Raw genomic sequence first — 14,126 nt, forward strand, 5'->3', positions numbered from 1 at the left:
CGAGGCATCGACGGGGTGCTCATGCTCAGCCCTCGAACGGGCCGACGACGACGCGCAGCAGGGCCGCGAGGCGCGACCGGTCCGCGGCGGGCAGGACGTCGAGGATGCTCGCCTCGACCTGGAGGAGCTCGGTCATCGCCGCGTCGACGCGGCGCAGGCCCGCGTCGGTGAGCTCGACGAGCACGCCGCGGCGGTCGTCGGGGAGCGGTGGCGCTGGACGAGGTCGCGCTCCTCGAGCCGGTCGATGCGGTTGGTCATGGTGCCGCTTGTGACGAGCGTCTGGGTGACGAGCGCCCCGGGCGAGAGGCGGTACGGCTCTCCGGCGCGGCGCAGCGCCGACAGGACGTCGAACTCCCACGGCTCGAGGCCGGACCGCGCGAAGGCGCCGCGGCGGGCGAGGTCGAGGTGGCGGCCCAGCCGGCTCACGCGCGAGAAGACGGTGAGGGGCTCGACGTCGAGGTCCGGGCGCACGCGCTGCCACGCGGCGACGATGCGGTCGACCTCGTCGGGGTGCGGGGCGGCGGGCATGGAGCGAGCGTATCCCGTCTCTTGACGTCAAGAGTCTTGACGGCGCTCAGGAGTCCCGCGAGGGAGGCGTCCGCGCCGTCTACGTGGCGGGGATGGGGAGGGCGTCGAGGTAGCGGGCGACCTCGCGCGCGGCGTCGCGGCCCGCACGGTTGGCGCCGATCGTCGACGCCGACGGCCCGTACCCGACGAGCTGCACGCGCGGCTCGGCGACGACGCGCGTGCCGTCCATCATGATCCCGCCGCCCGGCCCGCGCAGGTGCAGCGGGGCGAGGTGGTCGAGCGCCGCGCGGAAGCCGGTCGCCCACAGGATCGCGTCCGCGTGCTGCTCGGTGCCGTCGGCCCACGCGACGCCGTCGGGCGTGATCCGCTCGAACATCGGCCGGCGCACGAGCACCCCGCGGGCGGCGGCGTCGCGCAGCGCGGGCGTGAGGATCAGGCCCGTCACGCTGACCACGGACCCGGGCGGCAGCCCGGCGCGCACCCGCTCGTCGACGAGCGCGACGGCGTCGTGCCCGGCCTGCTGCGTGAACTCGTCGTCGCGCCACACCGGCTCGCGCCGCGTCACCCAGGTGGTCGAGGCGACCTCGCTGATCTCCGCGAGGAGCTGCACCGCGCTGATCCCGCCGCCGACGACGACCACGTGCTGCCCCGCGAAGTCCTCCGCACGCACGTAGTCGGCGGTGTGGAGCTGGCGGCCCCGGAAGGTCTCCTGGCCGGGGTAGTACGGCCAGAACGGCTTGGTCCACGTGCCCGTCGCGTTGACCACCGTCCGGGCGAGCAGCGTCCGCCCGTCGGTGAGCGTGACGCGGAGGGGCGCTGCGCCGTCGTCGGGGTCGACCGGCTCGACGCGCGTCACGCGCGTCACGCGCGCCGGGCGCACGACCGGGAGGCCGGCCTCGCGCTCGTACGCGGCGTAGTAGCGGGGGACCGCGTCGCGCGAGGGCTCGGCCGGGTCGACGGTCGGCAGCGCCATGCCGGGCAGGTCGTGGACCTTGTTGACGGTCGCCATGCGCAGCGACTTCCACCGGTGCCGCCACGCACCGCCCGGGCCGTCCTCGCCGTCGAGCACCACGAACGTGCGCCGCCCGGCCGTGGCCGGCTCCCACGGGGCCACGAATCCCCGTCGCCGGAGGTGCCACGCTGCCGAGAGCCCGGCCTGCCCCGCCCCGACGACGACGGCGTCCACCGTCCCGACGGCGTCCAGCCCGCTCGGGCCGGGTCCGGTGGTCGGGGAGGGGATCACGTCCGCACAACGCGCCCGGCCGCCGTCGTCATCCGGGCGCCCGGTCACGCGGTGTCGCGCCGAGCAAGCGGGCTCGACGTCGAGCAAGTAGGGGATCTCCGCTTGCTCGACGAGAAGCGCTCTTGCTCGGCGCGCCGGGGCGTGCGCGGCGGCGGCGTTCCTGCCGGTCACGGGGTGAAGCGCGGCGCGCTCACGCGGCCCGCAGGGCGTCCCTGAGCTTGACGCGGGCACCCGTGCGCAGGACGGCGTTCGAGTAGATGCGGCCCGCGAGCCAGACCAGCGCCGGCAGCAGAGCGAGCGAGATCAGCACCGACACGACCGCCTGCCACGTCTCGACCGTGCCGAGCGCGATCCGGATCGGCATGACGAGCGGCGCGCAGAACGGCAGGTAGCTGAGCCACACGACGATCGGGCTGTCCGGGTTCCACGGCGCGATCGAGATGCCGATGATGTACGGCACGATCATGAGCATCACCACGGGCGCGGTGACGGAGCCGATGTCCTCCTGGCGCGAGACCAGAGCCGCGAGCGCCGCGAGCGCGAGCGAGTACATGAGGAACCCGACCACGAACCACACGAGCGCCCACAGCGCCGTCGCGCCGAGGTCGATGTCGCTGGCCTTCACCAGGCCGAGGGCGGCCGCGGTCCCGGCGCCTCCCAGCACCACCACGCCGACCTGCACGAGCCCCACCACGCCGATGCCGAGCACCTTGCCCGCCATGAGCTGCCACGGCCGGACCGTCGCGAGGAGCAGCTCGACGACCCGGCTCGACTTCTCCTCGACCACGCCCTGGGCGACGAGCTGCGCGCAGGTCTGCAGCGTGATGAACAGCAGGATCCCCGCCACGTAGCCGGCGACGATCTGGGCGCTGTCGCGCTCCAGCTGGGGCTCGAGCGGAGCCACGTCGAGCTGGACGTCGCTGAGCTGCTGCGACACCTTCCTCGGGTCGCCGCCGAGCTGCATGATCGCGTGCGCCAGCGCCGTCTGCTGCCGCAGGCTCGTGAGCACCGCGGCGCTCGTCGTGTCGAGCTCCTTCTTCACGACGACCGTGAAGGACTCCGGGTCGCCCGTGAGCGCCGCGTCGAGCGAGCCGTCCTCGACGCCGGACTTCGCGGCCGCGTCGTCCGGCACCTGCGTGACCTCGATGTCGTCGCCCGCGGCCTTCGCGGCGGACTGGAGCGGCTGGGTGAGGGACGCCGTCTGCGGCGTCAGGCCGACCACCTTCGCCGACGACGACCCCTGCGCCAGGTGCAGCACCACCCCGCCCACGATCACCGCGACGAGCATGACGAGCGTCGTGACGATGTACGCACGCGAGCGCATGCGCGTCGTCAGCTCGCGCCCCGCGACGAGGCGCACCGTGGACCAGCCCGACGACGGGGCGCTCGGAGAAAGGGGTGTGCTCACGCTGCGGGCTCCTCGGTCGGGGCGGACACCACGTCGCGGTACAGGTCGACGAGCGAGTGCCGCACCGGCGTGAAGCTGCGGACCGGCCCCGCGGCGAGCGCCGCCTGCAGGACGGCCTGGGCCGCGTCGTCGGCGGAGGGGCGCGGCCCGCCGTGGAGACGCCGTCGAGCTCGACGACGGTGCGCGGCCCGTCCGAGCTCACGACCCGCAGCCCGCTGCCCGACGCGAGCGCCGACGCCCACGCGCTCGCGGTCGCGCCGTCGACGAACCACTGGGGGCGGCCGGCGGAGCGGAGCTCGTCGATCGGGCCCTCGGCGACCATCTGGCCGTCCTTGATGATCCCGACGCGGTCGCACAGGCGCTCGACGAGGTCGAGCTGGTGGGACGAGAAGAGCACCGGCACGCCGGCGGCGGCGCGCTCGCGGAGCACGCCGCTCATGACGTCGACGGCGACCGGGTCGAGACCCGAGAACGGCTCGTCGAGCACGAGGATCTCCGGGTCGTGGGCGAGCGCCGCGGCGAGCTGGACGCGCTGCTGGTTGCCCAGCGACAGCTTCTGCACCTCGTCCGTGCGGCGGTGCGCGACGCCCAGGATCTCCGTCCAGCGCTCCATCGCGTCCCGGGCCTCGGCCGGCGTCTTGCCGTGCAGGCGGGCCAGGTAGACGAGCTGCTCGTCGACGCGCATGCGCGGGTACAGGCCGCGCTCCTCCGGCATGTAGCCGATCCGGCGCCGCACCTCGAGGTCGACGGGCTGCCCGTCCCACCGCACCTGACCCGAGTCGGGAGCGAGGACGCCCAGGGCGATCCGCATGGTCGTCGTCTTGCCGGCGCCGTTGGAACCGACGAACCCGAAGATCTCCCCCGACGGGACGTCGAACGTCATGTCGCGCAGGGCGCGGACCGGGCCGTACGCCTTGTCGAGGTGGTCGATCTCGAGGGTGGGCATCGCGCTCCAGGCTCCGTCGGCTGTCCGTGAGGGCGCTCAGGGCGCCGACCACACCGAACCACACCCGAGGCAACCGTGTCGACCAGGCGCGCGGGCTTTCCGTGGCCCGGGAACGGCGTCGGCCGCGGGACGTCAGGCGCGCGACGGCGGCTGCTCGTGCAGCGTGGGTCGCTTCTCCAGGTGGGAGAGACCGTTCCAGGCCAGGTTGACGAGGTGCGCCGCGACCTCGGCCTTCGGGGGCCTCCGCGCGTCGAGCCAGTACTGGCCGGTGAGCGCGACGCTGCCGACGAGCATCTGCGCGTACAGCGCCGCGAACTTCGGGTCGAGCCCACGGTCGCGGAACTGGCTGCGCAGGAGCGTCGCGACCTGGGTCGCGACGTCGCCGATCAGGCTCGAGAACGTGCCCGTCGCCTGCGCCACCGGAGAGTCGCGGACGAGGATCCGGAAGCCGTCCTCGGAGTTCTCGATGTACGTGAGGAGCGCGAGCGACGCCCGCTCGAGCAGCACCTTCGGGTGCCCCCGCGACGTCAGGGCGCCCATGAGCGCGGCCGTGAGCGCCTGGATCTCACGGTCCACGACGACCGCGTACACCCCTTCCTTGCCGCCGAAGTGCTCGTACACGACCGGCTTGGAGACCTCGGCGCGCTGGGCGATCTCCTCGACGCTCGTCCCGTCGAAGCCCTTCTCGGCGAACAGCCGGCGGCTGACGGCCAGGAGCTGCTCGCGCCGCTGGCTCGCGGTCATGCGGGAGCGTGCCGGCCGCTTCGGTTCCGGGGTCATCGCCCCATTGTGCCCGTCAGGGCTTCCGCCGGCGGTGACCTGCCGTTCGCCGAGGGTGACGTCGTCGGGCGGGTCGACCATGCGGTGGTCCTCCACCTTCCGCGCCGAGCATGAGGCTGTGCCCCTGATCGAGGCCGAGATGGTGGGCAACGTCCGTCGGCGAGCACGGTGCCGCCGTCGGCGGGAGTGTCACGGACAGGTCACGCGGACCTGGCAGACTAGGGCTGGACGCGCCACCTGCGCACGCCCCCGCCCGGTGGAGAGAAGATCCGCCGGCTGTCCGCCTTGGTGTAATCGGCAGCACAAGGGTTTTGGTGCCCTTGGTCCAGGTTCGAGTCCTGGGGGCGGAGCGAGCGCGACGAACGACGACGGGAGCTCACGTGACGGCCCAGACCGCACCGACCAGCGACGACTCCGGAACCCCGCAGAACACGCCGCGCCTCGCTGCGGCCGTGGTCCTCGCGGCGGGCGAGGGCACGCGCATGCGGTCCACCACTCCGAAGCTGCTGCACACGATCGGTGGCCGTAGCCTGCTGGGTCACGTGCTGACCGCGACCCGGGAGCTGGACGCCCGTCGGACGGCCGTCGTCGTGCGGCACCAGGCGGAGCGCGTCGCGGAGCACGCTCGCGCGATCGCTGAGGGCGTCTTGGTCGTCGAGCAGGACGAGCTGCCGGGCACGGGTGCGGCGGTGCGGTCGGCGCTGTCGGTGCTCGACGCCGCGGCCCACGCAGACCGGGCGGCGCACGGCGTGCCGCTGGGCCAGGAGGGCCAGGTGCTGGGCGCGGGGCTCGAGGGCCCGGTCCTCGTGGTGGCGGGCGACCTGCCGCTGCTCGACTCCGGGACGCTCGGCGAGCTGGTGGCGTCGCACGTCGCGGACGGCAACGCGGTGACGGTCCTCACCACGGTCGTCGCGGACCCGACGGGTTACGGCCGAGTCGTCCGCGAGGACGGCACGGGCGACGTCCTGAGGATCGTCGAGCACCGGGACGCGAGCCCCGAGGAGCTCGCGGTCGCCGAGATCAACACATCGGTCTACGTGTTCGACGCGGGCGTCCTGCGCGCGGGCCTCGCCCGCATCACCCAGCACAACGCGCAGGGCGAGCTGTACCTGACGGACGTCGTCGCGCTGGCCCGCGAGGACGGCGGCCAGGTCCGGGCGATCCTCTCGGAGGATGCGCACGCCGTCGAGGGCGTCAACGACCGGGTGCAGCTCGCGGCGCTGGGCCGGATCCTCAACGCCCGCATCCTCGAGGACTGGATGCGCGCGGGGGTCACGATCGTGGACCCGGCGACCACGTGGATCGACGTCGACGTGGACCTGGCCCCGGACGTGACGATCCTCCCGGGCACGCAGCTCCACGGCGCGACGGTCGTCTCGACGGGCGCGACGATCGGTCCGGACACTACGCTCACGGACGTGGAGGTAGGCGAGGGCGCGGTGGTCTCGCGCACGCACGCGTCGCTCTCGGTCATCGGCGCCGGGGCGAACGTCGGCCCGTTCGCCTATCTGCGGCCGGGCAGCGTGCTCGGTGAGAAGGGCAAGATCGGCACGTTCGTCGAGACGAAGAACGTGCGGATCGGCGCGGGCTCGAAGGTCCCGCACCTGTCGTACGTGGGCGACGCGACGATCGGCGAGGGCACGAACATCGGTGCGGCATCCATCTTCGTCAACTACGACGGCGTCCACAAGCACCACACGACGATCGGCTCGCACGCCCGCACGGGTGCCGACAACCTCTTCGTGGCCCCGGTGACCGTGGGCGACGGCGCCTACACGGGGGCCGGCTCGGTCATCCGCCAGGACGTGCCTGCCGGGGCTCTGGGAGTGAGCGCGGGGGCGCAGCGGAACATCGAGGGCTGGGTCGAGCGTCGTCGTCCTGGCACCGCGGCCGCGCAGGCCGCCGCCGCGGCCCGCGGCGAGGGCAGCGAGCCCACGGGCAACGACGACTCCTCGGACGACGCCGTCGTGCCGGCCACCGAGCCCGCGACCCTCACCGGTGCGATGCCAGCCCTGGGTGCGCAGGCCCTGCGCGAGCTCGCGAAGCACGCCGATGCCGCCGACCAGCCACGCCCGACCTCGCCCCACTCGGAGGCGCTGGACGACACGCTCACCATCCGTACCGCCCGCACCGAGGGGACCGACCGATGACCACGCTGCTCACCGGCGAGAAGAACACGAAGACGCTGGTCCTGGCGTCGGGCCGCGCGCACCCGGAGCTCGCGAAGGATGTCGCCCGCGAGCTGGGCGTCGACCTGCTCCCGACGACGGCGTACGACTTCGCGAACGGCGAGATCTACGTGCGGTTCGGCGAGTCGGTGCGCGGCACCGACGTGTTCCTGCTGCAGAGCCACACGGCGCCGATCAACCAGTGGATCATGGAGCAGCTGCTCATGGTCGACGCCGCGAAGCGGGCCTCGGCGCGCACCATCACGGTCGTCGTCCCGTTCTACGGGTACGCCCGGCAGGACAAGAAGCACCGCGGCCGCGAGCCGATCTCGGCCCGTCTCATGGCGGACCTGTTCAAGACGGCGGGCGCGGACCGGATCATGAGCGTCGACCTGCACTCGGCGCAGGCGCAGGGCTTCTTCGACGGCCCGGTCGACCACCTGTGGGCGATGCCGATCCTCACGGACTACGTGCGCGGCCGGGTGGACCTGGGCAACGTCACGGTCGTCTCGCCCGACGCCGGCCGCATCCGTGTCGCCGAGCAGTGGGCCGCGAAGCTGGGCGGCGGGCCCCTGGCGTTCGTCCACAAGACCCGCGACATCACGCGCCCCAACCAGTCGGTCGCGAACCGTGTCGTCGGTGACGTCGAGGGCCGCGACTGCGTGCTCGTCGACGACCTCATCGACACCGGCGGCACCATCGCGGAGGCCGTGAAGGTCGTCCTCGCGGCGGGCGCGAAGAGCGTCATCGTCGCCGCGACGCACGGCGTGCTGTCGGACCCGGCGGCCCAGCGCCTGTCGGAGTGCGGCGCGCGCGAGGTCGTCGTGACGGACACGCTGCCCATCACGGCCGACAAGCAGTTCGGCCAGCTCACGGTCCTCTCGATCGCCCCGGTGATCGCGCGCGCGATCCGCGAGGTGTTCGACGACGGCTCGGTGACCTCGCTCTTCGACGGCAACTCCTGACCCGGAGCCGTCTCGCGCCGGTCGGCCGGGCGGTCCGGCCCGGTTCGCGGCAGGATCGACGTGACCGGCCCGGCTCTCGAGAGGACGTGCCATGGCGTGGCCCGACGGACGTGACCAGGACCGCCTTCGCGGCCCGCGACGCAGCGTGACGGTGACGGGGGAGGGCACCGCGAGCGGCGTGCCGGACGTCGTCGTCGCGGAGTTGGGCACCGAGGCCGTCTCGCCCGACGTCCAGGCCGCGCTCGACGCGGCGACGTCGGGGCTCGTGGCGCTGCGCGACGCACTCACGGCGGCAGGAGTGGACGCCGTCGACATCCGCACCTCACAGACGTCGACGTGGACGGAGCGGGCCGTGCCGGCCCCCGTGGCGAGCCTGCGGTCCGCGCCGCAGCTGGAGTCTGCCTCCCGGACGACCGCGCAGGCGACCCTGCGCGTGGTGCTCCGTGACGCGGCCGGCGCGGGCGCCGTCGTGCGCGATGCTCTCGCGGCTGCAGGCTCGGTGGCGCGTCTGGAGTCGCTCTCGACGGCGCTGTCCGACGTCGGTCCGCTGGCCCAGCAGGCTCGCGAGGCCGCGTTCCTCGACGCTCGCGCACGTGCTGAGCAGTACGCGGGGCTCGCGGGCAAGACGCTCGGCGACGTGCTGGACGTGCGGGAGGAATCGGGCCCCGGCGCACCGGCGCCGCGAGCGCTCAAGGCCTCGGCGGCGATGGTGCTCGAGCCCGGTCAGCACGAGGTCAAGGCGTCCGTCACCGTCCGGTGGGCGTTCGCGGACTGAGCCTCACGCCTTGCCGGACGTGTGCGCGTCAAGGAACGCGAGCGTTCGCTCGAGCGAGGTTTGCGCGGCGTCGAGGCGCAGATCAAACTGGTACTCGTGGGGCGGCTTCTCCGACGAGGTCGGGTCGGTGTAGTCGTCCGGGACGAAGAGCGTGTCGACCTGCGTCCCGGCTTCCGCGAGCCGCTGCGCGTACAGCTTGCCGCCGGTCGTCAGCGGGTCGCCGTTCCCGCCCGAGAGGTACACGGGCGGGAACCCGGGGTAGACGTGGTCGACGAGCGAGAGCGTCGATGTGAGCGGGTCGTCCAGGTAGTCCCTCTTCCCGAGGTACGACCAGCCGATCGTGTGCGCAGCCCAGCCGAGGAGGCCGGAGGGGCCGTCCACGATGCTCAGGTCGTACGGTCCGCAGTTCAGCAGGAGGCCACGGATCGCCTCGGCGGGCACGCTCCCCGTGACACCGACCTCCTCGCCGTACGCCTCGTGGGTCAGGACCGTCGCCGCCTGGGCGGCGAGGCTGGCCCCGCCGAGTCGCCGGCGAGGACGAGCTGGTCCGGGTCGACGTGGTCGGGCGGGTCGGTGTGCAGGAAGGCCAGTGCGTCGAGGACCTGCTGGAGCTGGCACGGGTAGTGCGCGGCTGGTGCGAGCGTGTAGTCCGGCACGACGACGGTGTAGCCCTTGTCGGCGAGGATCCGCGCCCACGTCGCGGTCCCGGACTTGTTCCCAGCCAGCCAGCCGCCACCGTGGAACCACACGATCGTCGGGAGTCGGGTGTCCGTCCCGACGACACCCGCCGGGGTGTACACGTCGAGCTGCCCGTCGGGGTCGCTGTGGCGGTAGGTGACGTCCTTGGTACGCAGGACGGCACCGGGGTCGGGCGCGAACCGCTGCAGCACCTTGTCGGTCTGCTCGCCACCGCGGTCGAACGTCGAGCGGATGAGGAGCGCGCCCGGCCACACGTTCGTGGAGAGCACGACGACCGCGAGCACCACGAACGCCGACAGGGCGCCGGCGAGCCAGACGAGGATCCGCGCGGTGAGGTGGCGGTGGCGGCGGCCGCGGCCCGGGACGATCTCCACGGTCCGAAGAGTAGAGCGTCCCGGTGCAGGACCACGGTCCGCCGCGCTCATCGCGAGTGTCACACCGTGGCGTCCGACGAGGCCCGCACCGGAGCGGTCCCCGAGGTCCGTGGCAGGCCGAGCCAGTCGGCGAGCGCCGCGTCGAGGCCGGGCCGCACCATGAGGTGCGTCCGGAGCGCGGCGACGACCTCCTCGACGAGCCGCTCGCCCTCGGCGGTGCCGCGCAGCCGTGCGAGCGCGTGCCGGGAGGCGCATCCTCGACGGAGCAGCACGTGCAGGACCTCGATCGCGATCGGGTCGGCGAGGGCTTCTCCGCGCGGTCCCGAGGGCACGGGCACGTCGGGTCCGAGCCCGTAGGGCGGCGCGGTCTGGCCGCGGAGCGCAGCGAGCTCGAGGATCGCCGAGACCTCTGCGGTGTGCGCCCCGGTCAGCTCGGCCAGCTCGTCGGCGTCGCGCACCTCGATCTCACGAGCAGTCGTGAGCCCGGCCCCTCGCAGACGGTCGGCGAATGGGGCCACGACGAGCAGGTCGAGGAAGTCGGTTCGCGATTCCAGGCCCAAGGCGTACCAGAACGACGGGTCGGCGCGGATCCCGGCGAGCTGCGGGTCGCTGACGGCCCAGCTCCGAAACGTCGGGTCCTGGGTCGCGAGCCCGAGCGCGTGCAACGCTTCGGCGCGATCCTTGCGCGAGGGTGTGGGCTTGGAGGCGTAATAGCACCCAAGGTTGTAGAGGGTCTTCGTCCCGTAGGCGCCTGCGGGTGCGTCCTGGCGGTCGGCGCCCCGTGCTCCTCGTCTCAACCGCCGGGTGGGACGTCTGGCGGCGTCGAGCTCGGCGGACTCGAGGTGGGTGATGCCGACGTGCAAGGCCTGGACCTGGTCGGGGTTCGGTGGACGCAGGTGTCGACGTCGGTCGGGCTCCGCGGCATTCTTCGCGGCGACGTACCGTTCGAGCGCTCCGACGTACGCGCGCACGGTGCGCGCGAGCGGGAGTGCCGTCCTACCCATGTCGAAGGCGAGCCGTACCCGGGTGCTGCGGGGATCCACCCGGTCGACGGCGCGTAGGAGCCGCGTCGCGTCCGCGAGCGCCGTCTGCCAGGCGTCGTCGACCGGGCTCTTCGGCTCCCGTGCGTCCTCCGCGCTCGCGAAGCGCGCGTTGATGGACAAGGAGAGGCAGGTGTAGAGCGCCCGTAGCCGCAGGGACTCGAAGCCGGGTCGCCGCAGCACGCCGTCCCGTGCGAGGAGCTCGTCGAGCCAGCGCCGGTAGCGGGCGAGCTCGCGGGGCGTGGTCGCGTACCGCTCGCAGGCGCGCCGGAAGCTGAGCTGCGCCAGCCAGCTCCCGGGGTCCAGCTCGACGGCGCGGGCGAGCAGACGGCGCTGGATCGCGAGCTGCTGCTTGCCGCCGTAGCGGGTCGAGGCGAGGTCGTAGAGCCCGAGGCTGCGCCACTCGGACGCGCCGCAGAGCCCGGCGAACTCGCGCGGGCGGTAACGCGCGAGGGTCACGACGATCAGGGCGGCCACGAAGCGGTGGAGGTCGGTCTTCCCTGCGTCCGGATCGAGATCGAGCAGCCCGGTCTCCGCGAGCAGGAGCTGTCGGTCGACCACGGCCGAGGCGGCCTGGCGCCCGTTGCGGGTCAGGACGACGGACACCGTGTCCTGGTCGAGAGCGTTGACGTCGGCCCGCCAGGGCGTGGTCCCGAAGAGGCCCTGGACGATGCGCACGGCGGCCTGGACGAGCTTGCTCTCTGGCAGGTCGCCGAGGACGGACCCGACCAGGGCTGACGTGTCGGTCCCTCGAGGCAGCTCGAGGCCGCGAGGGCTCGACGCCCCGAGGTCGGCGACGCGCGCGGCGATGTGGGCCGCGGCCGACGTGGCAGAGGTTCCGTCGTCCGTCGCGGCGTCGATGGTCAGTCGCAGCCGCGAGCCCAGCCAGGTACCGAGCAGCCCGGCGGCCGCGAGCGCGGCACCGAGCGAGCCGAAGACCGCGAGCCAGCGGCCACGTCCGAGGCCGGGGAGCCACAGCACGAGGGCCAGCGACGCGGCGCACGCGAGTGCGAGCCCCGCCACGACCTGAGACCTGCGCCAGAAGCGCGGCCACGCGACCAGGTCGACCCACGAGTCCGGATCCTGCCTGCGGGCGGCTCGCGCGCGGCGGACGGTGCGGTAGACCGGCGTCGACCCGCACCGCGCGCGCAGCCGCGCCGGAGTCCCTGTCGGCTCGGTGCGCGGCGCGTCCCCGGCATTGCCCGCTGCGGTGGACGTCGGCGGTTCGTCCGCGGACGACGGCACACGGTCCCAGACTCCGACGCGCTCGCGCGGCAGCGGCATGACCACCGGCACGAGCCGGGCGAGCACCAGGATCGCGAAGAAGACGCACAGCGCAGGCACGGTGACGTCGCGTGCGGGCGCCACGTAGCTGGCGTAGAAGTCCGCCCAGCGGTCGGAGAACGCGCACGGACCGGTCGGCTCGCCGCACTTCGACGCGGCCGAGACCAGCGCGACCTGCAGGGACATCGCGTCCATGACTCGAATGTGCGCCCGCGGGTCCGCGTGCGTACCGCCACGGCGAGATTTCACCCGCCCGTCGCGGGTTTCGTCGGCGGCGGCGCGACCGGTACAGTGGTCAGGTTGCCTCGGCGAGGGACGTCTGACGGGCCGGCAGCTCGCGAGAGCATGAGAGCCCGTCATCACACAACATCGGAATCCTGGTACCGCTCCAGGCTCTCCGGCGTCCGTGATCGACACAGGCGGCGTGCACGCGCGCGTCCGTCATGCGTCCCGCGCCGATGCAGCCGCCGTCCGGACGGACGCCCGTGGCAGCAGCCCTCTCTGCACGCCGCGGTCCATCGTCCTCCGGACGAAGCCGTCCGCACCCCACTGGCGGTCGGCCCGCACAGCACTGGAGAGAAGAACCTCATGTCCGAGACGAAGCTCGTCGCCCAGACCCGCACCGAGTTCGGCAAGGGTGCCGCCCGCCGCCTGCGCCGCGCCGGCCAGGTGCCCGCCGTCATCTACGGCCACGGCGCCGACCCGCTGCACGTCGCCCTGCCGGGCCACGACACGATGCTCGCGCTCAAGCACTCGAACGCGCTCCTCGAGCTCGACGTCGACGGCACCGAGCACCTCGCCGTGGCCAAGGAGGTCCAGCGCGACCCGGTCAAGGACGTCATCGAGCACGTCGACCTCATCACGGTCAAGCGCGGCGAGAAGATCACCGTCGAGATCCAGGTCGTCGTCGAGGGCGAGTCCGCCCCGGGCACCACGCACCTGCAGGACGCCACGCACCTCCAGCTCGAGGTCGAGGCCACGCATATCCCCGAGTCCGTCACGGTCTCGATCGAGGGTCTCGAGGACGGCGCGAAGGTCCACGCCGCCGACGTCGCCCTCCCGACGGGCGCGACCCTCGTGTCGGACCCCGAGACGCTCGTCGTCGCCGTCAACGAGGCCCGTGCGACCGAGGTGGAGGAGACCGAGGAGGCCGCCGAGGGCGAGGCCGCCGCGGCCGAGGAGACCACGGAGGCCTGAGCCTCCCGCTCACGCACCACGCACGACGGCGCCCGGTACCCTGCGAGGGGCCGGGCGCCGTCGTGCGTCCCCGCCCGTCCCGCGCCGGGGCGAGCCACGATCAGGAGGATGACGCATGGCGGACCGTTGGCTCGTCGTCGGGCTCGGGAACCCCGGGACCCGGTACGCGGGCAACCGGCACAACGTCGGCCAGATGGTGCTCGACGAGCTCGCCCGCCGCGCCGGCACGACGTTCGCCGCGCACAAGGGCTCGCACGGCCTCGCCCTCGCCGGCGAGGGGCGCCTCGGGACGCTGCCCGGGGAGCGCCCGGTCCGCGGGTCGTGCTCGCCAAGCCGACGTCGTACATGAACACGTCCGGCGGCGCCGTGAGCGCGCTCGCGAAGTACTACGACGTGGCCCCCGAGAACGTCGTCATGGTCCACGACGAGATGGACATCCCGTTCGGGGACCTCAAGCTCAAGATCGGTGGCGGCGAGGGCGGGCACAACGGCCTCCGCGACACCACCAAGGCCCTCGGCACCAAGGACTACGTGCGGGTGAGAGTGGGCGTCGGGCGTCCCCCGGGCGCACGGATCCGGCAGACTACGTGCTCAAGGACTTCTCGCCGGCGGAGAAGAAGGAGCTCCCGTTCCTGCTCGACGACGCCGCCGACGCCGTGGAGATGGTCCTCACCCAGGGGCTGCTCGCAGCACAGGGCAAGTTCCACACGAAGGGCTGA

The 14,126-nt window shown here is 73.3% G+C and carries 11 protein-coding genes, 1 tRNA gene and 3 pseudogenes; 6 read left to right on the top strand and 9 right to left on the bottom strand.

Going from position 1 to position 14,126, the window contains the following annotated elements; translation table 11 throughout:
* Positions 1-25: 25 nt before the first annotated feature.
* The 6 genes and pseudogenes from QQK45_RS12650 to QQK45_RS12670 form a co-directional block, all read right to left on the bottom strand.
* Positions 26-528 (bottom strand): annotated as a pseudogene (locus QQK45_RS12650) (MarR family winged helix-turn-helix transcriptional regulator).
* 79 nt (positions 529-607) lie between these two features.
* Positions 608-1,771 carry an FAD-dependent oxidoreductase gene (locus tag QQK45_RS12655; protein ID WP_431310337.1) on the bottom strand — a complete coding sequence of 388 codons (1,164 nt, stop codon included), beginning with the start codon at positions 1,769-1,771 and terminating at the stop codon, positions 608-610.
* A 190-nt stretch (positions 1,772-1,961) separates the two neighbouring features.
* Positions 1,962-3,179 (bottom strand): ABC transporter permease, encoded by a 1,218-nt coding sequence (locus tag QQK45_RS12660; RefSeq protein ID WP_284293557.1) that lies wholly within the window; start codon positions 3,177-3,179, stop codon positions 1,962-1,964.
* Entirely contained in the window at positions 3,176-3,421 is a 246-nt protein-coding gene (locus tag QQK45_RS23255; RefSeq protein WP_431310272.1) for a hypothetical protein, read from the bottom strand. Before QQK45_RS23255 ends, QQK45_RS12660 begins: the two co-directional genes overlap by 4 nt.
* A 182-nt stretch (positions 3,422-3,603) precedes the next feature.
* A pseudogene (locus QQK45_RS23260) lies at positions 3,604-4,125 on the bottom strand (ABC transporter ATP-binding protein); the annotation flags it as partial.
* A gap of 132 nt (positions 4,126-4,257) precedes the next feature.
* Entirely contained in the window at positions 4,258-4,869 is a 612-nt protein-coding gene (locus QQK45_RS12670) for a TetR/AcrR family transcriptional regulator (protein ID WP_284295044.1), read from the bottom strand.
* A gap of 315 nt (positions 4,870-5,184) precedes the next feature.
* Here QQK45_RS12670 and QQK45_RS12675 point away from each other — a divergent pair.
* The 4 genes from QQK45_RS12675 (at position 5,185) to QQK45_RS12690 (ending at position 8,813) form a co-directional block, all read left to right on the top strand.
* A tRNA-OTHER gene (locus tag QQK45_RS12675) sits at positions 5,185-5,255 on the top strand.
* A gap of 132 nt (positions 5,256-5,387) precedes the next feature.
* Positions 5,388-7,055, top strand: coding sequence for a bifunctional UDP-N-acetylglucosamine diphosphorylase/glucosamine-1-phosphate N-acetyltransferase GlmU (gene glmU / locus QQK45_RS12680; RefSeq protein ID WP_431310338.1), 1,668 nt, complete (start codon positions 5,388-5,390; stop codon positions 7,053-7,055).
* Positions 7,052-8,038 (top strand): ribose-phosphate diphosphokinase, encoded by a 987-nt coding sequence (locus QQK45_RS12685; RefSeq protein ID WP_284293559.1) that lies wholly within the window; start codon positions 7,052-7,054, stop codon positions 8,036-8,038. The genes glmU and QQK45_RS12685 overlap by 4 nt, the downstream gene beginning before the upstream one ends.
* Before the next feature lie 91 nt (positions 8,039-8,129).
* Complete coding sequence (locus tag QQK45_RS12690; RefSeq protein ID WP_284293560.1) at positions 8,130-8,813, top strand: SIMPL domain-containing protein; 684 nt, start codon at positions 8,130-8,132, stop codon at positions 8,811-8,813.
* A 3-nt stretch (positions 8,814-8,816) separates the two neighbouring features.
* Here QQK45_RS12690 and QQK45_RS12695 read toward each other — a convergent pair whose 3' ends face one another.
* The 3 genes from QQK45_RS12695 to QQK45_RS12705 are packed head-to-tail and all read right to left on the bottom strand — an operon-like array spanning position 8,817 to position 12,405.
* Positions 8,817-9,254: an alpha/beta hydrolase gene (locus QQK45_RS12695; protein ID WP_284293561.1), complete on the bottom strand. Its 438-nt coding sequence runs from the start codon at positions 9,252-9,254 to the stop codon at positions 8,817-8,819.
* Between the two features lie 41 nt (positions 9,255-9,295).
* Entirely contained in the window at positions 9,296-9,886 is a 591-nt protein-coding gene (locus tag QQK45_RS12700; protein WP_284293562.1) for an alpha/beta hydrolase, read from the bottom strand.
* 59 nt (positions 9,887-9,945) lie between these two features.
* Entirely contained in the window at positions 9,946-12,405 is a 2,460-nt protein-coding gene (locus tag QQK45_RS12705; RefSeq protein WP_284293563.1) for a hypothetical protein, read from the bottom strand.
* Positions 12,406-12,798: 393 nt separating this feature from the next.
* Here QQK45_RS12705 and QQK45_RS12710 point away from each other — a divergent pair, with 393 nt between their 5' ends.
* Together QQK45_RS12710 and pth are read left to right on the top strand one after the other, a co-directional pair.
* Positions 12,799-13,407, top strand: a complete 609-nt coding sequence (locus QQK45_RS12710) for a 50S ribosomal protein L25/general stress protein Ctc (protein ID WP_284293564.1) — start codon at positions 12,799-12,801, stop codon at positions 13,405-13,407.
* Positions 13,408-13,522: 115 nt separating this feature from the next.
* Positions 13,523-14,126, top strand: a pseudogene (pth, locus tag QQK45_RS12715) (aminoacyl-tRNA hydrolase).

The organism is Luteimicrobium album (genome assembly GCF_030161555.1).
GTDB lineage: Bacteria > Actinomycetota > Actinomycetes > Actinomycetales > Cellulomonadaceae > Luteimicrobium > Luteimicrobium album.

Excerpts from the sequence above, each read along its gene's own strand:
- QQK45_RS12670 (WP_284295044.1), bottom strand. The coding sequence starts at position 4,869 with ATGACCGCGAGCCAGCGGCGCGAGCAGCTCCTGGCCGTCAGCCGCCGG.
- glmU (WP_431310338.1), top strand. The coding sequence starts at position 5,388 with ATGCGGTCCACCACTCCGAAGCTGCTGCACACGATCGGTGGCCGTAGC.
- QQK45_RS12685 (WP_284293559.1), top strand. The coding sequence starts at position 7,052 with ATGACCACGCTGCTCACCGGCGAGAAGAACACGAAGACGCTGGTCCTG.
- QQK45_RS12690 (WP_284293560.1), top strand. The coding sequence starts at position 8,130 with ATGGCGTGGCCCGACGGACGTGACCAGGACCGCCTTCGCGGCCCGCGA.
- QQK45_RS12705 (WP_284293563.1), bottom strand. The coding sequence starts at position 12,405 with ATGGACGCGATGTCCCTGCAGGTCGCGCTGGTCTCGGCCGCGTCGAAG.
- QQK45_RS12710 (WP_284293564.1), top strand. The coding sequence starts at position 12,799 with ATGTCCGAGACGAAGCTCGTCGCCCAGACCCGCACCGAGTTCGGCAAG.